This is a genomic window from Pyrodictium occultum, from assembly GCF_001462395.1.
Classification (GTDB): Archaea; Thermoproteota; Thermoprotei_A; order Sulfolobales; family Pyrodictiaceae; genus Pyrodictium; species Pyrodictium occultum.
In genome coordinates this window covers 1,084,202-1,098,119 of sequence record NZ_LNTB01000001.1, presented here as the reverse complement: position 1 = coordinate 1,098,119, position 13,918 = coordinate 1,084,202, and the positions used below count along the sequence as shown (strand labels likewise).

At 60.2% G+C, this 13,918-nt stretch carries 16 protein-coding genes and 1 tRNA gene; 9 read left to right on the top strand and 8 right to left on the bottom strand.

Features of this window, described 5'->3' with window-relative positions; translation table 11 throughout:
* From CF15_RS05760 to CF15_RS05745, 4 genes are all read right to left on the bottom strand, one after another.
* A complete protein-coding gene (locus CF15_RS05760) occupies nucleotides 1–1,188 on the bottom strand; it encodes a metallophosphoesterase family protein (protein ID WP_083494527.1) in 1,188 nt (395 codons plus the stop codon).
* A 91-nt stretch (nucleotides 1,189–1,279) separates the two neighbouring features.
* A complete protein-coding gene (locus tag CF15_RS05755; protein WP_058370933.1) occupies nucleotides 1,280–2,821 on the bottom strand; it encodes an ATP-binding protein in 1,542 nt (513 codons plus the stop codon).
* Between the two features lie 84 nt (nucleotides 2,822–2,905).
* Nucleotides 2,906–3,478, bottom strand: a complete 573-nt coding sequence (locus CF15_RS05750) for a THUMP domain-containing protein (RefSeq protein ID WP_058370932.1) — start codon at nucleotides 3,476–3,478, stop codon at nucleotides 2,906–2,908.
* A gap of 96 nt (nucleotides 3,479–3,574) precedes the next feature.
* Nucleotides 3,575–4,723: a radical SAM protein gene (locus CF15_RS05745; protein WP_058370931.1), complete on the bottom strand. Its 1,149-nt coding sequence runs from the start codon at nucleotides 4,721–4,723 to the stop codon at nucleotides 3,575–3,577.
* Nucleotides 4,724–4,811: 88 nt separating this feature from the next.
* Between CF15_RS05745 and cysS the strand changes: the two genes are divergently transcribed.
* Nucleotides 4,812–6,272: a cysteine--tRNA ligase gene (gene cysS, locus CF15_RS05740; protein ID WP_269082812.1), complete on the top strand. Its 1,461-nt coding sequence runs from the start codon at nucleotides 4,812–4,814 to the stop codon at nucleotides 6,270–6,272.
* On the opposite strand, the gene CF15_RS05735 is transcribed toward cysS, so the two are convergent.
* Complete coding sequence (locus CF15_RS05735) at nucleotides 6,269–6,934, bottom strand: class I SAM-dependent methyltransferase (RefSeq protein WP_236698154.1); 666 nt, start codon at nucleotides 6,932–6,934, stop codon at nucleotides 6,269–6,271. The genes cysS and CF15_RS05735 overlap by 4 nt on opposite strands.
* 100 nt (nucleotides 6,935–7,034) lie before the next feature.
* Here CF15_RS05735 and CF15_RS05730 point away from each other — a divergent pair, with 100 nt between their 5' ends.
* The 5 genes from CF15_RS05730 to speD all read left to right on the top strand — a co-directional run bounded on the left by CF15_RS05730 (nucleotide 7,035) and on the right by speD (nucleotide 9,395).
* Nucleotides 7,035–7,337, top strand: coding sequence for a TIGR00304 family membrane protein (locus CF15_RS05730; RefSeq protein ID WP_058370930.1), 303 nt, complete (start codon nucleotides 7,035–7,037; stop codon nucleotides 7,335–7,337).
* Between the two features lie 38 nt (nucleotides 7,338–7,375).
* Nucleotides 7,376–7,924 (top strand): hypothetical protein, encoded by a 549-nt coding sequence (locus CF15_RS05725; protein WP_058370929.1) that lies wholly within the window; start codon nucleotides 7,376–7,378, stop codon nucleotides 7,922–7,924.
* Between the two features lie 177 nt (nucleotides 7,925–8,101).
* Complete coding sequence (locus CF15_RS05720) at nucleotides 8,102–8,503, top strand: hypothetical protein (RefSeq protein ID WP_070807830.1); 402 nt, start codon at nucleotides 8,102–8,104, stop codon at nucleotides 8,501–8,503.
* 111 nt (nucleotides 8,504–8,614) lie between these two features.
* On the top strand, nucleotides 8,615–8,836 hold the full coding sequence (locus CF15_RS05715; RefSeq protein WP_058370928.1) for a hypothetical protein: 222 nt from the start codon (nucleotides 8,615–8,617) through the stop codon (nucleotides 8,834–8,836).
* A gap of 133 nt (nucleotides 8,837–8,969) precedes the next feature.
* Nucleotides 8,970–9,395 carry an adenosylmethionine decarboxylase gene (gene speD, locus CF15_RS05710; protein WP_058370927.1) on the top strand — a complete coding sequence of 142 codons (426 nt, stop codon included), beginning with the start codon at nucleotides 8,970–8,972 and terminating at the stop codon, nucleotides 9,393–9,395.
* A gap of 216 nt (nucleotides 9,396–9,611) precedes the next feature.
* On the opposite strand, the gene CF15_RS05705 is transcribed toward speD, so the two are convergent.
* Nucleotides 9,612–9,839 (bottom strand): DUF2283 domain-containing protein, encoded by a 228-nt coding sequence (locus tag CF15_RS05705; RefSeq protein WP_058370926.1) that lies wholly within the window; start codon nucleotides 9,837–9,839, stop codon nucleotides 9,612–9,614.
* A gap of 90 nt (nucleotides 9,840–9,929) precedes the next feature.
* Entirely contained in the window at nucleotides 9,930–10,724 is a 795-nt protein-coding gene (locus tag CF15_RS05700; protein ID WP_058370925.1) for a CBS domain-containing protein, read from the bottom strand.
* 106 nt (nucleotides 10,725–10,830) lie between these two features.
* On the opposite strand from CF15_RS05700, the gene CF15_RS05695 reads away from it, so the two are divergent.
* From CF15_RS05695 to CF15_RS05685, 3 genes are all read left to right on the top strand, one after another.
* A complete protein-coding gene (locus tag CF15_RS05695) occupies nucleotides 10,831–11,178 on the top strand; it encodes a DUF167 domain-containing protein (RefSeq protein ID WP_058370924.1) in 348 nt (115 codons plus the stop codon).
* A gap of 53 nt (nucleotides 11,179–11,231) precedes the next feature.
* Nucleotides 11,232–13,229, top strand: a complete 1,998-nt coding sequence (locus tag CF15_RS05690; RefSeq protein ID WP_058370923.1) for an arginine--tRNA ligase — start codon at nucleotides 11,232–11,234, stop codon at nucleotides 13,227–13,229.
* 23 nt (nucleotides 13,230–13,252) lie between these two features.
* Nucleotides 13,253–13,330 (top strand) — tRNA-Arg (locus tag CF15_RS05685).
* A gap of 287 nt (nucleotides 13,331–13,617) precedes the next feature.
* On the opposite strand, the gene CF15_RS08920 is transcribed toward CF15_RS05685, so the two are convergent.
* Nucleotides 13,618–13,791 carry a hypothetical protein gene (locus CF15_RS08920; protein ID WP_168371304.1) on the bottom strand — a complete coding sequence of 58 codons (174 nt, stop codon included), beginning with the start codon at nucleotides 13,789–13,791 and terminating at the stop codon, nucleotides 13,618–13,620.
* Nucleotides 13,792–13,918: the final 127 nt, after the last annotated feature.

Genomic DNA, 13,918 nt, shown 5'->3' with positions numbered 1-13,918 from the left:
TCAACGCCTCTCATTGAGCTTGAAGGCCTCTTCTATGATACGTATAGCCTCTGCCTCGGCGTGGCTCTGGGGGTCGGCCCCGAGAACGTCTATGAGCTTCGAGGCCAGCTCTGCCAGCTTCTCGTCGCCGAGAAAGTCCTTTAGAAGCCCTTCGAGCTTTATACTGGAGGATGCTTTCTGCACCGAGGGCGGGAGCTTAGACTCAACAGTGTCGACCCTCAGCCGGTAGGAGAGCACGTACCCCGACAGAACAGTCTCGACAGTCTTGTAGACGTTGGCCTTAGCGCTCCTCGGCACGTTGGATACGGTCAGGTGCAGGATGGGCTTCCGGCTCTCCGGGTAGCGGGCTAGACGGTCACGGAGCCTCAGCAGGGCGGAGCGGAGGGCGTCAAGCGAGTCAAATACTATCTCCTCAACTATCTGCGGCCTCGGAGTCTCTAGTGCAATCTTGTCTACCGACACGGTGCGGCCGGGGGCAAGCTCCACTAGGGATACGTAGCGCCGCGGCTGCGCGGATGCCTCGTCTACACGGAGAGCCTCTATCGAGCCAGGATAGACCGCCAGCGAGTCTCCAACAGCAAACCGGCGGTAGAGGTGTATGTGGCCTAGCGCGTAGTACGAGTAGCCCTGGGGCAGCTCGCCCAGCTCAAGCTCATACTCGGGCGCCACCTCGTGGAGCGACTGGTGGAGCAGCAGCACGGAGGGCTCCCTCGGAGCCTTCGGGAGCCTAGCTAGGTGCTCTAGCAGCCTCTGCCTGGCCCCAACCCCCTTCTCGTTGCGCACCCCTGCAACAAGCAGCTCGCCGCTCCGCGTCCTAAGCCTATGGTGCTCCGGGCCCCGGAGCCCCAGCACGTGAACGTCCTCGAGCACCTCCTCGAGAATGAGGAGGGGCGGGAGCATTCTCCGCCGCGGCAGGTCATGATCCCCGGGTATCACTATGAATGGTATACCTGCCGTGTTGAGCCTCCGCAGCGACCTTATGGCACGGTGTATGGCTTGTGGCGGGGGCCGTGTTGTGTCGAAGAAGTCGCCTGCGTGAACCACTGCATCAACCTTCTCACGGATAGCAGTATCTATAATCTCGTCGAAGACGCGGTAGATATCCATCTCCCTCTCTATCAAGCCATATTGTCTATACCCGAGATGCGTGTCAGACACGTGTAGTACCCGTAGGTTATCCCCGGGCATTGCCAAGCACCTTTCACGCCTGCCTTCTCATGCTCGCAAGAGCCCGATAGAGTATGCGTGCCCCGCCCGGCCTCCTTCTCCCTCGGGCGTGTTACTGCATGAAGTCTGAGGTCAGCTCGTCCACTCCCCCGGCTTCAGCCTCCAGCCATGACATGCTCCTCCACTCGGCGACAACATCTATATCGGATCCGCCGAGCTTGCCGGGATACTTGTCTATTCTAACGAGGGCTGGTATCCGTATAAAGGGGCCTACCACTACGGCCTCCCCCGTGTTGAGCGAAGGTAGGTGGGCCACGAGATCATCGCTGAGGCTCTCGCTGGCAGCCTGCACGTAGCGTTGATCGCTCGGCTCGACGATCCGCAGCACGATCATGTTGTTGGCCTGGCTCAGTATCTCCGGGTCAAGCCCCTTGGGCCTCTGGCTCACAAGCATGAGGCCTAGGCCGAACTTGCGGCCCTCGCGAGCTATCCTTGTGAGCCAGTACTTGGAGAGGGTCTCCTCATCCCTTGGGGCCAGTATGTGGGCTTCCTCGACCACTACTAGCACGGGGTATGGCACCTGGCTCGAGCCGGTCAGCCGGTGCCGCTTCCTCTCGGCAAGGAGTATTCGGAGCACATGGCTGGCCACGGCGTCGGCCGCGTCGCGGTCAACACGGCTTAGATCAATTACATTGGCGTAGCCAGGCCTGATCCTTGAGACCGGGTCGACGGCATCGTCGCGTATAATGTCGCCGTACCGCTCCTGGAGCGACTCTATCTTGTTAACCACAGCTGCCGCCGCGCTAGTATCCTCGTTACGGCGCCGGCTCACGTGCTCAACTGCCCGGGCCAGTGTTTCTAGGAAGCCTCCCCGCTCCTCTTCACCGGTCTCCTGTACCTGCTTGAGGGCGCGGCGGAGGATGCGCTCCTGCTTATAGTAGCGCTGCTCGACGCCCAGTAGCACCATAAGCTCCGAGGTGCTCAGCCGTCTGGGGTTGAGCACAGGCTCTATAATGTTGACGCGGCCTCCCAGGCTGGAGCCAAGGTACTCCCCGTGGAAGTCGAATATTACGACGGTACCGCCTATTCGGACGAGCCTGTCAACTACTACAGCCACAGTGTTGCTCTTACCCGCGCCGGTGACAGCCAGTATGGCTGTATGCCTGGTGACAAGCTTGTTTACATCAACGTAGACCGGCACATCGGGCCGGGAGGCTAGCACGCCCAGGCGGAGCCGGTAGGGCTCCTTTCCCCCGAACACGCGTTGAAGGAGCTCGCTGGGGGCCTGGTAGACACGGGCCCCGGGCAGTGGGGGGAGCCTGGGCATGCGGAGAGTGTCCACGTCTCCAAGCAGCCTGGCAGTGCACTCGAAGAACACGTCGTCCTCGCTCATCTCGCCGCTAAGCTTCTCGACAATAGCAGGGTCGTAAATCCCGGGCAGCGCGTTGAGGGTGATACTCCTCGTGCCCACCTGCTCAACCAGGCCCAGTAGGGCGCCGCCAGGATACTCTATAAGGACATAGTCGCCGATGGGGGGCGGGTTGGAGGAGACAAAGCGGGCCACGATGGGGGTGGAGTTGTCCACCACGAAGCCCAGCAGCCTGCCCGGGGCCGGCCTGCCGCGCTCCTCGTGTAGGGTCTTGCTTTCCTGCATAGCGGCTGCAGCCTCCGGGGGAGAGAAGGCCGCCCCTCTGAGAGCCGGGGCGTTTCCCGGGTCTAAGGGGGTTAGGGGCTAGCACTAATGGCCGGGCGTGCACACTCTCCGGCCACGTCGCGCCCTGGAGTATATACTGCATGGAGGCGCCACCATTATGGCCGCGTAGCTGAGGGAGCGGTGCACCCTCACAACCTTCACCAGCACGAGCAGGTCCGGCTCCTCGAGGTTTACGGGCAGGTCTATGCCATCGGCTATAGCCTCTATGGCGTCCCTCTTGTGTAGAAGCCTCCCCGTCTTGCGGTCGTAGAGCCTCCCTTCAAGCCTTATCGCGAAGGCGGAGCCCCCGCTTGACTTGGAGTAGAGTAGCTCCCTGGCAGCCTCGGCCACGTAGTCCACGTAGGGCGCTACCTCGAGGTCAACAGGTATAGCCCTCAGCACGACGCTGTCCTCGCTAAGCCCCCGGGCCAGCCTAGCCACAGCATCGTAAGGGTCGTCCACTTTAAGGAGCAGCAGCGACCTCGGCGCGTCAAATACTCGCACCCGTCCTAGAATGCCCTCTATCTCTCTCAGGGCCCTCCTCATAGAGTAGTAGCCGGGCTCGTGAGCCACTATCATGTTGAACAGCTTGTACCTGGGCACTCCCCCGTGCTCCATTACCTGGTCCTCCCCTGTAACACGCCCTGCCGGTGCCGCGGGCGTATAGAAAAGAGGAGCGGGCACCCGTTTTTCTAGAAGCGGGTTGCCCTGGGGTCACCGGCCCTGCCTGGCCACAGTCCTAAACTTGGTAATCGTCTCTATCCAGACTCTCGCTATATCTGCTAGGCGTCTGTCTCCATTACATACAAGGTATATTGTATTGCCCTTAACCGAGGCCCTAGCCCTCCTGCAGCCAAGAACCTCGGCGGCCTCGGCCACCTCGCCCTCCTGGGGGCGCGGAGGGGCATGGCCGCAGGGACCCCACTTACAGGCCCAGCAGCCCAGCCCATGGGAGACTATATTGGCGGAGCAGCTGCTTGGAAGCACTCTTAGCCCGTATCTTGCCGCAATCCTGGCGGCTAGCTCCTTGAGATCCGACTCCCTCAGCGTTACCTGGTCCCTCGAGCCCCGGGGGTTCCTAGGCAGCCTCTCCTCTATAACCTTTATGTCAACTATCCCGGATGCCCCCAGCCTCCTGAGGATTCCGGGGGTGACCCGCAGGCTGCCCGGAACCATAGTCCTTATGCCCGCCTCACGGGCCCTCCGGATTATATCCTCAAGCTCGCGGTCAGTCACCCCCGGTACTATGGGGCGTAGGAAGAGTGTCACGCTAACCCCTCTCCTCGCCAGCTCGGCTGCGAAGCGGAGCCTCTCATCCGGGCTAGGAGCGCCGGGCTCAAGCATATGGGCGTACCGTAGGGTTGTTATCGTTATAAGCACGTTTATCCTAGGGTCGCTCGACTTTACGAAGCGCTCTAGCCTCTCCCCATCAAGCACGGATTTGGTCGATATCTGTTGAGGGTTGCGTAAGTGCCGCCAGGTCTCCTCCAGATACTCGAGGGCTCTATCCACCGTCTCAGGCATGAAGGGCTCGGTAACCGATCCAAATGCTAGCAGGGTCCCCCGGGGCCCCGGGACGAAGTAGGGGTTGTTGAGCAGCGCATAGACCAGTTGGAGGCCGCTGAGCGGATAGGGCCTGGGCTTGAGCGGGAACCCCATGTCTGGAACGTAGCAGTAGAGGCAGCCGAAGTTGCAGCCAACCCCCGTGTGTATGGTCATGCCGCAGGGTATCGGCCGGCGTCTCGCGTGATGGTCCCGCCGGGCCTCCTCAGCCTCCCTCGGATCGAGCCTGGACTCTATGCTGGCCGCTAGCCTCTTCTTCTCCGCCAGCAGTCTTTCTACAAGGTTCGCAAACCTCTTCAACCGCCAGGCCCCCTAGCACGCCACCGAGCCCATTCCAGTCTATTAGGGCCGCGGGGGATGGACTATTGTGTCTCAAGGCTTCAGGGCGTTGAGGTGGCGTGGCAGGCCGCGAATACGCGTGAGGAACACTATGGGCCAGAGGCTCGAGGTCTTCGAGCCCCTTGAGCCCGGCATTGTCCGCATGTACGTCTGCGGCCCGACGGTGTACGACTACACCCACCTCGGCCACGCGCGCACCTATGTAGCCTTTGACGCCATAAAACGGTACCTGGCTCTCCGAGGCTACAGTGTCATCCATGTACAGAACATAACGGACATCGATGACAAGATTATCGACCGTGCCAGGCGCGAGGGGAGGGACTGGCGTGAAATAGTGGACACCTACAGCCGCGATTACTTCGAGATGCTGCAGAAGCTCAAAATAAGCGTCCACATTCACCCAAGGGTTACAGACCACATAAAGGAGATCATAGAATTCATCCAGGGTTTGATAGACAAGGGCTACGCCTACGTGGCCCCCAGCGGTAGCGTGTACTTCGACGTAGACGCCTTCCCCGGCTACGGCGAGCTGAGCGGCCGCTTCCACCCCGAGGAGTGGAGGCAGGAGGAGGACGTGCTCAGGGAGAAGAAGCATCCCTACGACTTCGCGCTCTGGAAGGCTTGGAAACCCGGCGAGCCCTACTGGGAGGCCCCCTGGGGCCGGGGAAGGCCCGGCTGGCACATAGAGTGCAGCGTGATGTCCTCCAAGTACCTCGGCGAGCAGTTCGATATCCACGGCGGGGGCCAGGACTTGGTCTTCCCCCACCACGAGAACGAGAGGGCCCAGAGCGAGGCCTTCTTCGGGAAGAAGCCCTGGGTACGCTACTGGCTCCACACGGGCTACCTAACCATACGCGGGGAGAAGATGAGCAAGAGCCTTGGCAACATCATACCCTTCCGGGAGGCCTCGAAGAAGTGGAGCCCGAGCGTGCTACGCCTCTGGCTGCTAAGCGCCCACTACCGTACTCAGCTCGACTTCAGCGAGGGTGCCCTCGAGCAGGCTGAGGCCAACCTGCGCCGGCTCCGGGGCGCGGTGTCAGACCTCGCCAGGATGCTGAGGGAGGCCGAGCCAAGGGGCAGGCTAAGCGACAAGGAGTTGAAGGCCCTGGGCGAGGTGGTTGACGCCTACTACGGGTTCCACGAGGCTATGAGTGATGACTTCAACACAGCCAGAGCCCTAGCGGCCGTCCTAAAGCTGACCAGGATAACCAATAGCACCCTTATACCCGGCGAGTACTACACGGCAGGGCTTCTCGCCCTCCGCGTCTACGAGGAGTTTAACACGGTATTCGCTGTGCTCGACGACGTGCTCCAGGGCGCCGGGGCGCCGGCGGCAGAGATGACTGAGAAGCTGGTCGAGATAATAGTATCTGTGCGCCAGGAGCTGAGGAAGAGAAGGCTATTCGACCTGGCAGACTCCATAAGATCGGAGCTAGCGCGGCTGGGGATAAGGCTCTACGACCATCCCGGCGGAAAAACGACGTGGCGTATAGAGCGTATGGGAGACTAGCCGCCCGGCATCTTTCTAATCCTCTCCATAGCTTGCTGGAGCAGCTTCTCCCTCTCAGAAGGCTCCATGCTCCGGTCTGACACGCCCTTGACGTAGACGTATAGCGTCTTCTGCCATGAACGCTGCAGCTCGAACGTGGTCACCGGGTTCCAGCCGGGTATAGGGAAGTCAAGCGTCACCACTATGGCGCCGGGCTTCAGCTCCTCCTCGAGCTTCGGCCTAAGCTTCTGATTCACGCTCGTCAGAAGGTACATATAGATTATGTCGGCATCGCGTAGGGGAGTCTTAAAGAAGTCAGCCTCTATAACCTCTACACGGCCTGTGAGATCCCGCTCTCTCACAGCCTGCCTAGCCCTTTCCGCAAGATCGCTCCTCAGCTCAATGCACTTAACACGTATATGGGGGAAAGCCTCGGCCAGTGCTACTGCTACGCGGCCGTCGCCACAGCCTACATCGTAGACCACGTCGCCCTCCTTGGGGTTGAGTATCGAAACCAGGCTGCGAATAACCTCGTCCCTTGTGGGCACCCAGGGCACCGAGGGCTGATAGTCAAACCCTATCATGACCCAGAGCCTCCCATAGTTTGGTTCGTGGGCGCCGGAGGCTATTATAGAGTTAGACTCGGGGTTGTATCCTGCGGGGTTTTGGATGACGCCGGGCATAGAACCCTACCTAATCCGTCTATGAGCATGCACCCCGCTGACGTCACCTTATTATAGAAGAGTCCCGAGATAGCGCCGGGCAGGAACCCGGGGGCCGGGGTTGAGCACCCCCGTCGAGGGCGGCGGCACGTTATCAAAGCTTGTGCCGGCGGGCATAGCGCTCATCTTCATAGGCGTCCTCCTCATCTTCATAGGTGTCTTCTATAGTATCATCCGCAGCGGTGGCAAAGGCGAGTACGGAGGGGTAGTGGTCATAGGCCCCTTCCCCATAGTGTTTGGCTCGGGCGGCGGGGCTGTAAAAATAGCAGTAATAGGCGCGATAATACTGATGATACTGGCACTAGTGATAATGCTGCTACCCCTCCTCCTGGCCAGGGGTGGGACTGTGGCCTGGAAGCCCTAGGCCAGGGCTCCCGAGGGCTACGGGATAGGTGCAGGATTGTGAGCGAGAGTATAGATGCTGGAGCGGAGGAAATACTCATAAGAGCCGATAGACGTGTACTGAAGACCCTGTCGCCGCATGCCCGCTGCGTGGTCCTGGTCCTGCGGCTCCTGGGCTCCGAGGAGATCAGCGTAGCCGACCTGGAGGCGCGGATAGAAAGCTTCGGCTTCAAATGTTCCAGGCTCAATGAGATAATAGACATGCTCTCCTACTACGGTATGCTCGAGTGCAGGGAAACCCTCTGTAGACTCAGTAGTGCTGGAAGAGAGCTTTCAGGCGCCCTCAACGAGTTTCTTTACACACTGAGGCGGCTCGTCTACAGCGTGGTGAGAGGATCCATAAATGAGGATATGGTGGCATCAAGCCTCGTAACCACATTCGCCAGTACATTGGGCCTTATAGAGTCCTATGTGGAAGAGCCCAGTATGATGCCCCTCTATCTACCACTCCACCTCTACATAGCGGGGGTTAGCACAGTTGTCCTAGCGCAGCTTGCTAGGGTTAGTGCCTCCGTGCTGGATGTTGTCAAGAGGTTTTGGCTAGACTAGCTGGCACCCTGCGTTGAATGCTCTACTGCATCATAATCTATCCCTAGGACTATCCCTAGGATGATGAAATATATTTAGTTCTCGATTTACACATCATATTGTTAACTTGTGAGATCACTGCATATGGTAATACTTATCAAGAACGCTTCGTGAACAATAGTTAATGGGTGGGAGCATATGAGTCTAGACCTTAAGGTGCTCTACGAGGACGAGGAGCTCGTGGTGATGAAGGCTCCGACGGACGAGGAGCTGGTGGAGCTTGTCTACAAGTTCATAAGGAGCAAGGGCCGGCCGGTAACATGGAAGGAGCTGCGCGAGGCCTTCAGCGGCATAGCGGGCGAGGACAGGCTGCGGAGGGCGCTCAGTAGGCTCAAGATGCGCGGTGACATAGTGGAGCTGCGGGGAGGCCGCTACGGTACACCAGACATGCCGGGCGTCAGGGAGGAGATCGAGGAGAGGAAGCGCAGGAGAATGCTGCGCGAGGCCATGAGTCTCGAGTGGAGGCTCTATGGGCCGCCGGATAGGCCCAGGAGGCGCTCCGGCCAGGCCGTTCATGAGCAGGCCGATCAGACCAACTAGCCGCGCGGTAGCCTCGAAGTACCGGCCTACGGTAAGCGCTGAGGGGGCTTGAGCTTTTTCTCCCCTCTATACCTCAATGTGTAAAATTCTCCACCCTGGGGCGCTACCGCCTTGCCTCAGAGGAGGCAGAGGTCCACATCGCCATCTGAGGTCATACTCCTCGCCAGGCCAAAGAAGCCTGTAGTCTTCCGCGCCGAGGTAAAGGAGGGTATCGTGATACTACGCGGCGAGGACGGCTCAGTCGCTGTCGTCCCGGAGGAGGAGGTTTGCGGGCTGGTGGAGAGGTTGAACCTGATAGTGGAGGGCTTCTCCTGTGGGAAGCGCGCCGGTTAGGGCCGGCAGATAAGCGTGGCGGGCGAGAAGCTCACGCGTAAGGGTGAAAAACCCGGACTGCAGGGCCCCGGGCTTGAAGAGCCCTGATGCAAGTAGGGTCTCCGCCGTGTAGGTGAATTCAGGGGTGTCAGCGATGGAGGCCGTCGGTAGGGAGGTTAGACAGACCGGTACCGCGCAGGAAGACTTCATAGTGGGCAAACACGTCTATGGCAACCTCTACGGTGTAGCCCGGGAAAAACTGTGGGACGAGGAGGGCCTAAAGCGTATTGTAGTCGAGGCTGCCAGGGTTGCTAACATGCATCTAGTCGACCTCAAGTCCTGGAAGTTCAGCGGCTACCATGGCGGCGTCTCCGTTATAGCTCTCGTGCTCGAGAGCCATATAGCCATACATACGTGGCCTGATTATGGCTATGCTACTGTAGACGTCTACACCTGCGGCGCCAACAGTGATCCCTGGAAGGCATTCAACTACATAGTGTCGAGCCTAAGGCCTAGGCACTACATAGTGCACTACGCGGATCGGAGCAGTATACCCGGGGCTACAGGGGAGCACGGGTAGCTAGAGAGAACCTGCGGTGCCTAGGCTTCGCAGCAGTATCGGCTGTCCGGCCCTCCTACGCCCCCTTCTCGGCCGGGCGTATTGCCGGCATACACCCGAGTTTATGGGCTGGGCGGAACCGGCAATAGGATAGAAGCCTCGGCCAGGGCCGTGGCGTCTTCATTGCAGGGCTGCTCGTTGAAACACGGCTCCTCATCGGGCCTTGGATAGCCTATGTCACTCAAGCCCCGCCTTCCGGGAAAAGTCCATTATACTCATTGTTAGGAGCTTCCCGCTTTTAACGCGGAACACTATATCGTTCTCGGTGAGTATAGCCTCCTCCGCCTCCTCGTCGATGTCTCCAAAGTGTATGTAGAGTATGTCGCTCTGTCTGTCATACTCTATCCATACTCTCTCGATGTCTTCGATGCAGTACCTCCTCTTCCTCGGCTCTTCCAGCTCCACTACGCCTCCCCTGGCTGCATAGCAGCCGGCCGAGGATAATGAAGCTCGCTGCCACAGCAGCCAGGGCCGCCAGCACGGGCTCGGGGCTGGCTAGCATTCCCCCCTGCCCAGGTAGGCCCTAAGGAGGTCGCGCTCCGTGATTATAGCTCTAGCTAGCCTCTCGCCGTCCAGCAGCAGGAGGGCCCTCTCGTTGACTGAGAGGATTAGCTCGGCTACGTCAGACACCACGGCTGCCTCATAGTCTAGGACCGGCGCGGGGGCTGAACGGCTTGCAAGGGGCTCGAGGAGCGTGTCCTCGGACGGGCGCCGGGCTATAGCCATGAGTATGGACGTCATGGTAGCCAGATAGTACTCCTCGTCCACGTTAAGCGGAAGCCTCCTAAACCCCTTCTCGTACATATAGCCGAGAGCCTCTATTAGGGGCTCGCTTGGATCACCCATGACCAGGCTGTGGGTGGCATAGCACCGGGCGGGCTCGTTGCTCCCCAGCAGCTGCATAGCGTAGTCCAGCTCGGTGTAGGCCGAGATGAAGCGGCCGGACTCGTCGACTACAGGGAGAAAGCCTATCCCCCTCTGTATCATGATCTCCGCCGCCTCCCTTGGGCCCATCCTCTCCGCCACGTATGGAGGCTTATTGGCCACCTCGTAGACACTTGTCTCCAGCGCCGCCTTGAAATTGAACCTCTCCACAGCGCCGGCATCCTCAAAGACGTCCAGCAGGTGCCGTGCCAGATCCTTCACGGATACTACGCCTATGAGTAGGCCCTCGTCATCCACAACGGCTGCGTGGCTTATCCCACGGGTGCCGAGAAGCCGGATAGCCTTAGCAACCGTGGCGTCTGGCTCAATGGTCTCGTAGAAGCGTAGCAGCAGGGCTGACGGCACCCGGGTCTACTGGGAGGTGCGCGGCAGGCTGCTTAGAACCTTTTTTCTCCCTTAGCCCTCCCACGCTACCCTCCGGCCCAGCCCTCCGGGGAGGCGGCCCCGGGCTGTGGAGTGGAAGGGTGTCCATGCCGTGGAGGAGGCCATACGCGCCCACATAGCGGAGGGGGATGGATACGTAGATATCCAGCTCTACGTGAAGCCTGATTCCTCCTTCACCGGGCTGAGGATGGAGGCCGGGGAGCTGGTATTCTACACCGAGGAGCCTCCGGTGCAGGGCCGCGCCAACGCTAGCCTCGTAAGGTTCTTCTCAAGGCTCTTCGGGGTCTCGCGCTCGATGGTGGATATAGTCTATGGGGCCGGGAGCCGGACCAAGCGGATACGCATCAAGGGGGTTACGGCTGACCAGGTGCTTGAGAAGCTGATAGAAGCGCTCCGGGAGAGCGAGAAGCGCTAGAGCCTACTTTACCCTAGCATGCAGTCAGGCCCCGCGCCTGGGTGCGGGGTGTTTTGCCCGACCAGCCCTCGAGGAGGGTGTACGAGGCCGCTCCCCAGAGGCTTCTAGCCCGTGCCGTGGCTGAGGCGCTGGAAAGGCAGGGTGCCAGCCTCTCCGAGGAGGAGAGGAGGCAGATAGAGTACACCGTGGCAGAGTCGCCCAACCCCGAGCTAGGGGACTACGGGATCCCGCTGGCTAGGTATGCAAGACGCTACCGCGCCGACATATCTAGGCTCTTTGAGGACGCCTCAAGCATACTCGCCGAGGAGCCGATTGTGTCCGAAGCCAAGCGTGCCGGGGCCTACCTGAACATCACCCTGAACGCGGTGGAGGCCGCCCGCCTGGTCTTCGACGCGGCTAGGCGGGAGGGCTTCGGGTACGGCCGCGTCAAGACGGATAAACCCATGAGGATAGTGGTGGAGCATACAAGCGCCAACCCTGTACACCCCCTCCACATAGGCCACGCGAGGAACGCTAGCCTCGGGGACACCCTGGCCAGGCTCCTCCGCGCCCGCGGCCACGTGGTGCAGACGCGCTTCTACATAAACGACATGGGCCGCCAGGTGGCGGTGCTGGCCTACGGCTACATCGCCGCAGGCCTCGGCGAGCCGCCCGAGGGGGTTAAGCCAGACCACTGGATAGGCCTCGTCTACGCCATAACGCATACGCTCGCGGATATAGAGGAGCTGAAGAAGAGGTTAGAGCGGCTCAGAAAGGAGGAGAGGTACGAGGAGTACCGCCAGCTCCTCCGCGAGCTCGACGAGCTGGTTGCAGACGCCTCGAGGCTGAGGGAGCGGGACCCAGCCCTATTTGAGAGGATAGCCAAGGCCCTACAGGGCAGGAACCCCGAGGAGGAGATATCGAGGCTAATGCAGGACTACGAGTACCGCCGAGGCCCCGAGAAGGTAGAGAAGATCCGCCGAGTAGTGAATCTCTGCCTCCAGGGGTTCCGGGAGACACTCGGAAGGCTCGGCATAGTCATAGACAAGTGGGACTGGGAGAGCGAGCTGGCCTGGACAAGCATGGTCTCCAAGATACTCGAGCAGGCCCGCCGCAGCCCCTACGCCACAGTGCACAAGGGAGCCCTCGCACTCGACCTCCAGCCCCTCCTAAAGGACCCAGTGGTGCGCAAGCACCTGGGCGTACCCGAGAGCTACGAGGTGCCCCCGCTAATCCTCCAGAGGAGTGACGGCACCACACTCTACACCACGAGGGACATAGCATACAGCATAAAGAAGTTCAGGGAGTTCAACGCGGGCAAGGTATTCAACGTGATAGCGGCTGAGCAGAGGCTCGAACAGCTACAGGTGAGGCTGGCACTCATAGCCCTAGGCTACCGCCGCGAAGGCCTAAACATGATCCACTACGCGTACGAGATGGTGAATCTCCCGGGGCAGAAGATGAGCGGCCGCCGGGGCCGCTACATAACCCTTGACGAGCTGCTAGACCAGGCCGTCGAGATGGCGCGGAGAGAGGTGGAGAAGAGAAGCCCAGACCTCCCCGAGGACGAGAAGAAGAGGATAGCAGAGGCGGTTGGTACGGCAGCGGTGCGCTACACCCTCGTCTCAGTGTCAGCCTCTAAGCCCATGACCTTCAGCATAGAGGAGGCCCTCAACTTCGAGAGGAACAGCGCCCCCTACGTCCTCTACACACACGCCCGTGCGTCAAGCATACTGGCGAAGGCGAGAGAGCGCGGAATAAGCCTAGACTGGGACAGCATAGACTACACAGCCGCAGAGGAGAACCAGCTACGCCGCAGCCTCGTGCTGCAGGCGCTAATCTACCCCTACATATTCGCCAAGGCCGCTGACGAGCAGCGTCCAGAGCTCATAGTAGCCTACCTAAACAGGCTGGCAGACACGTTCAACAAGTGGTATACCAGTGGCGACAGCGCGGTAAACGAGCCTGATCCCGGCAAGAGGGTGTTCAAGCTAGCCCTGGTATACACGGTGAAACAGATACTGGCCAACGCCCTAGACCTGCTAGGCATAAAGGCAGTAGAGAGGATGTAAGATACACCCCGGCACCCGGGGGCGGGCCCGTAGCCTAGCCAGGATAGGGCGCCGGCCTTCGGAGCCGGTAGTCCGGGGTTCAAGTCCCCGCGGGCCCGCCACCACACGCAGACCCCTAGGGGCGTCTCCATGACGGCTTTTGGAGATGCTGTTACTGCGCGGGGTCCGGGGCAGCGAGATAGGGCAACGAGGCTCACGGTTACTGACAATCCTTGGCCTCACCTTGGCCTTATGGGAAGGTGGAGGCTTAGCCTCCAGCGTCTTCGGCAGGGCATCCAGGCTCTGGCGAACGGCGTAGAAGCCCGGGCAGCTGATAAATGGCGAGGCGGGGAAAAGGTGGGAGCAGAGACGGGCTATGCGACTTGAGAGGCTCCCGGTGGCCGGGGGGTTAGTTGGCGCAGGCTACGGCTTGCGTGATCTCCACCATCTCTCTAGGCTGCTCTACCTGGGGCTCCCTCCTCTCCTCAGCTATCTTCTTCCGACTCTTGTTCTCCTGCTTTTTCTTCAGCTCCTCTAGTATTAGGTCGTACTCGTACTCATACTCGAAGCACATGAGCTCCACCTGCCTATTGTATGTGGTGTGCTTTCGAGGGCTGTGCGTATACGCTGTATTATTGTCGCCTTATTAGTACTACTGCCCGCATAACGTGGGACTGTCTTGCCTATTCGCGGCCCGCCGAGAAGGCCCG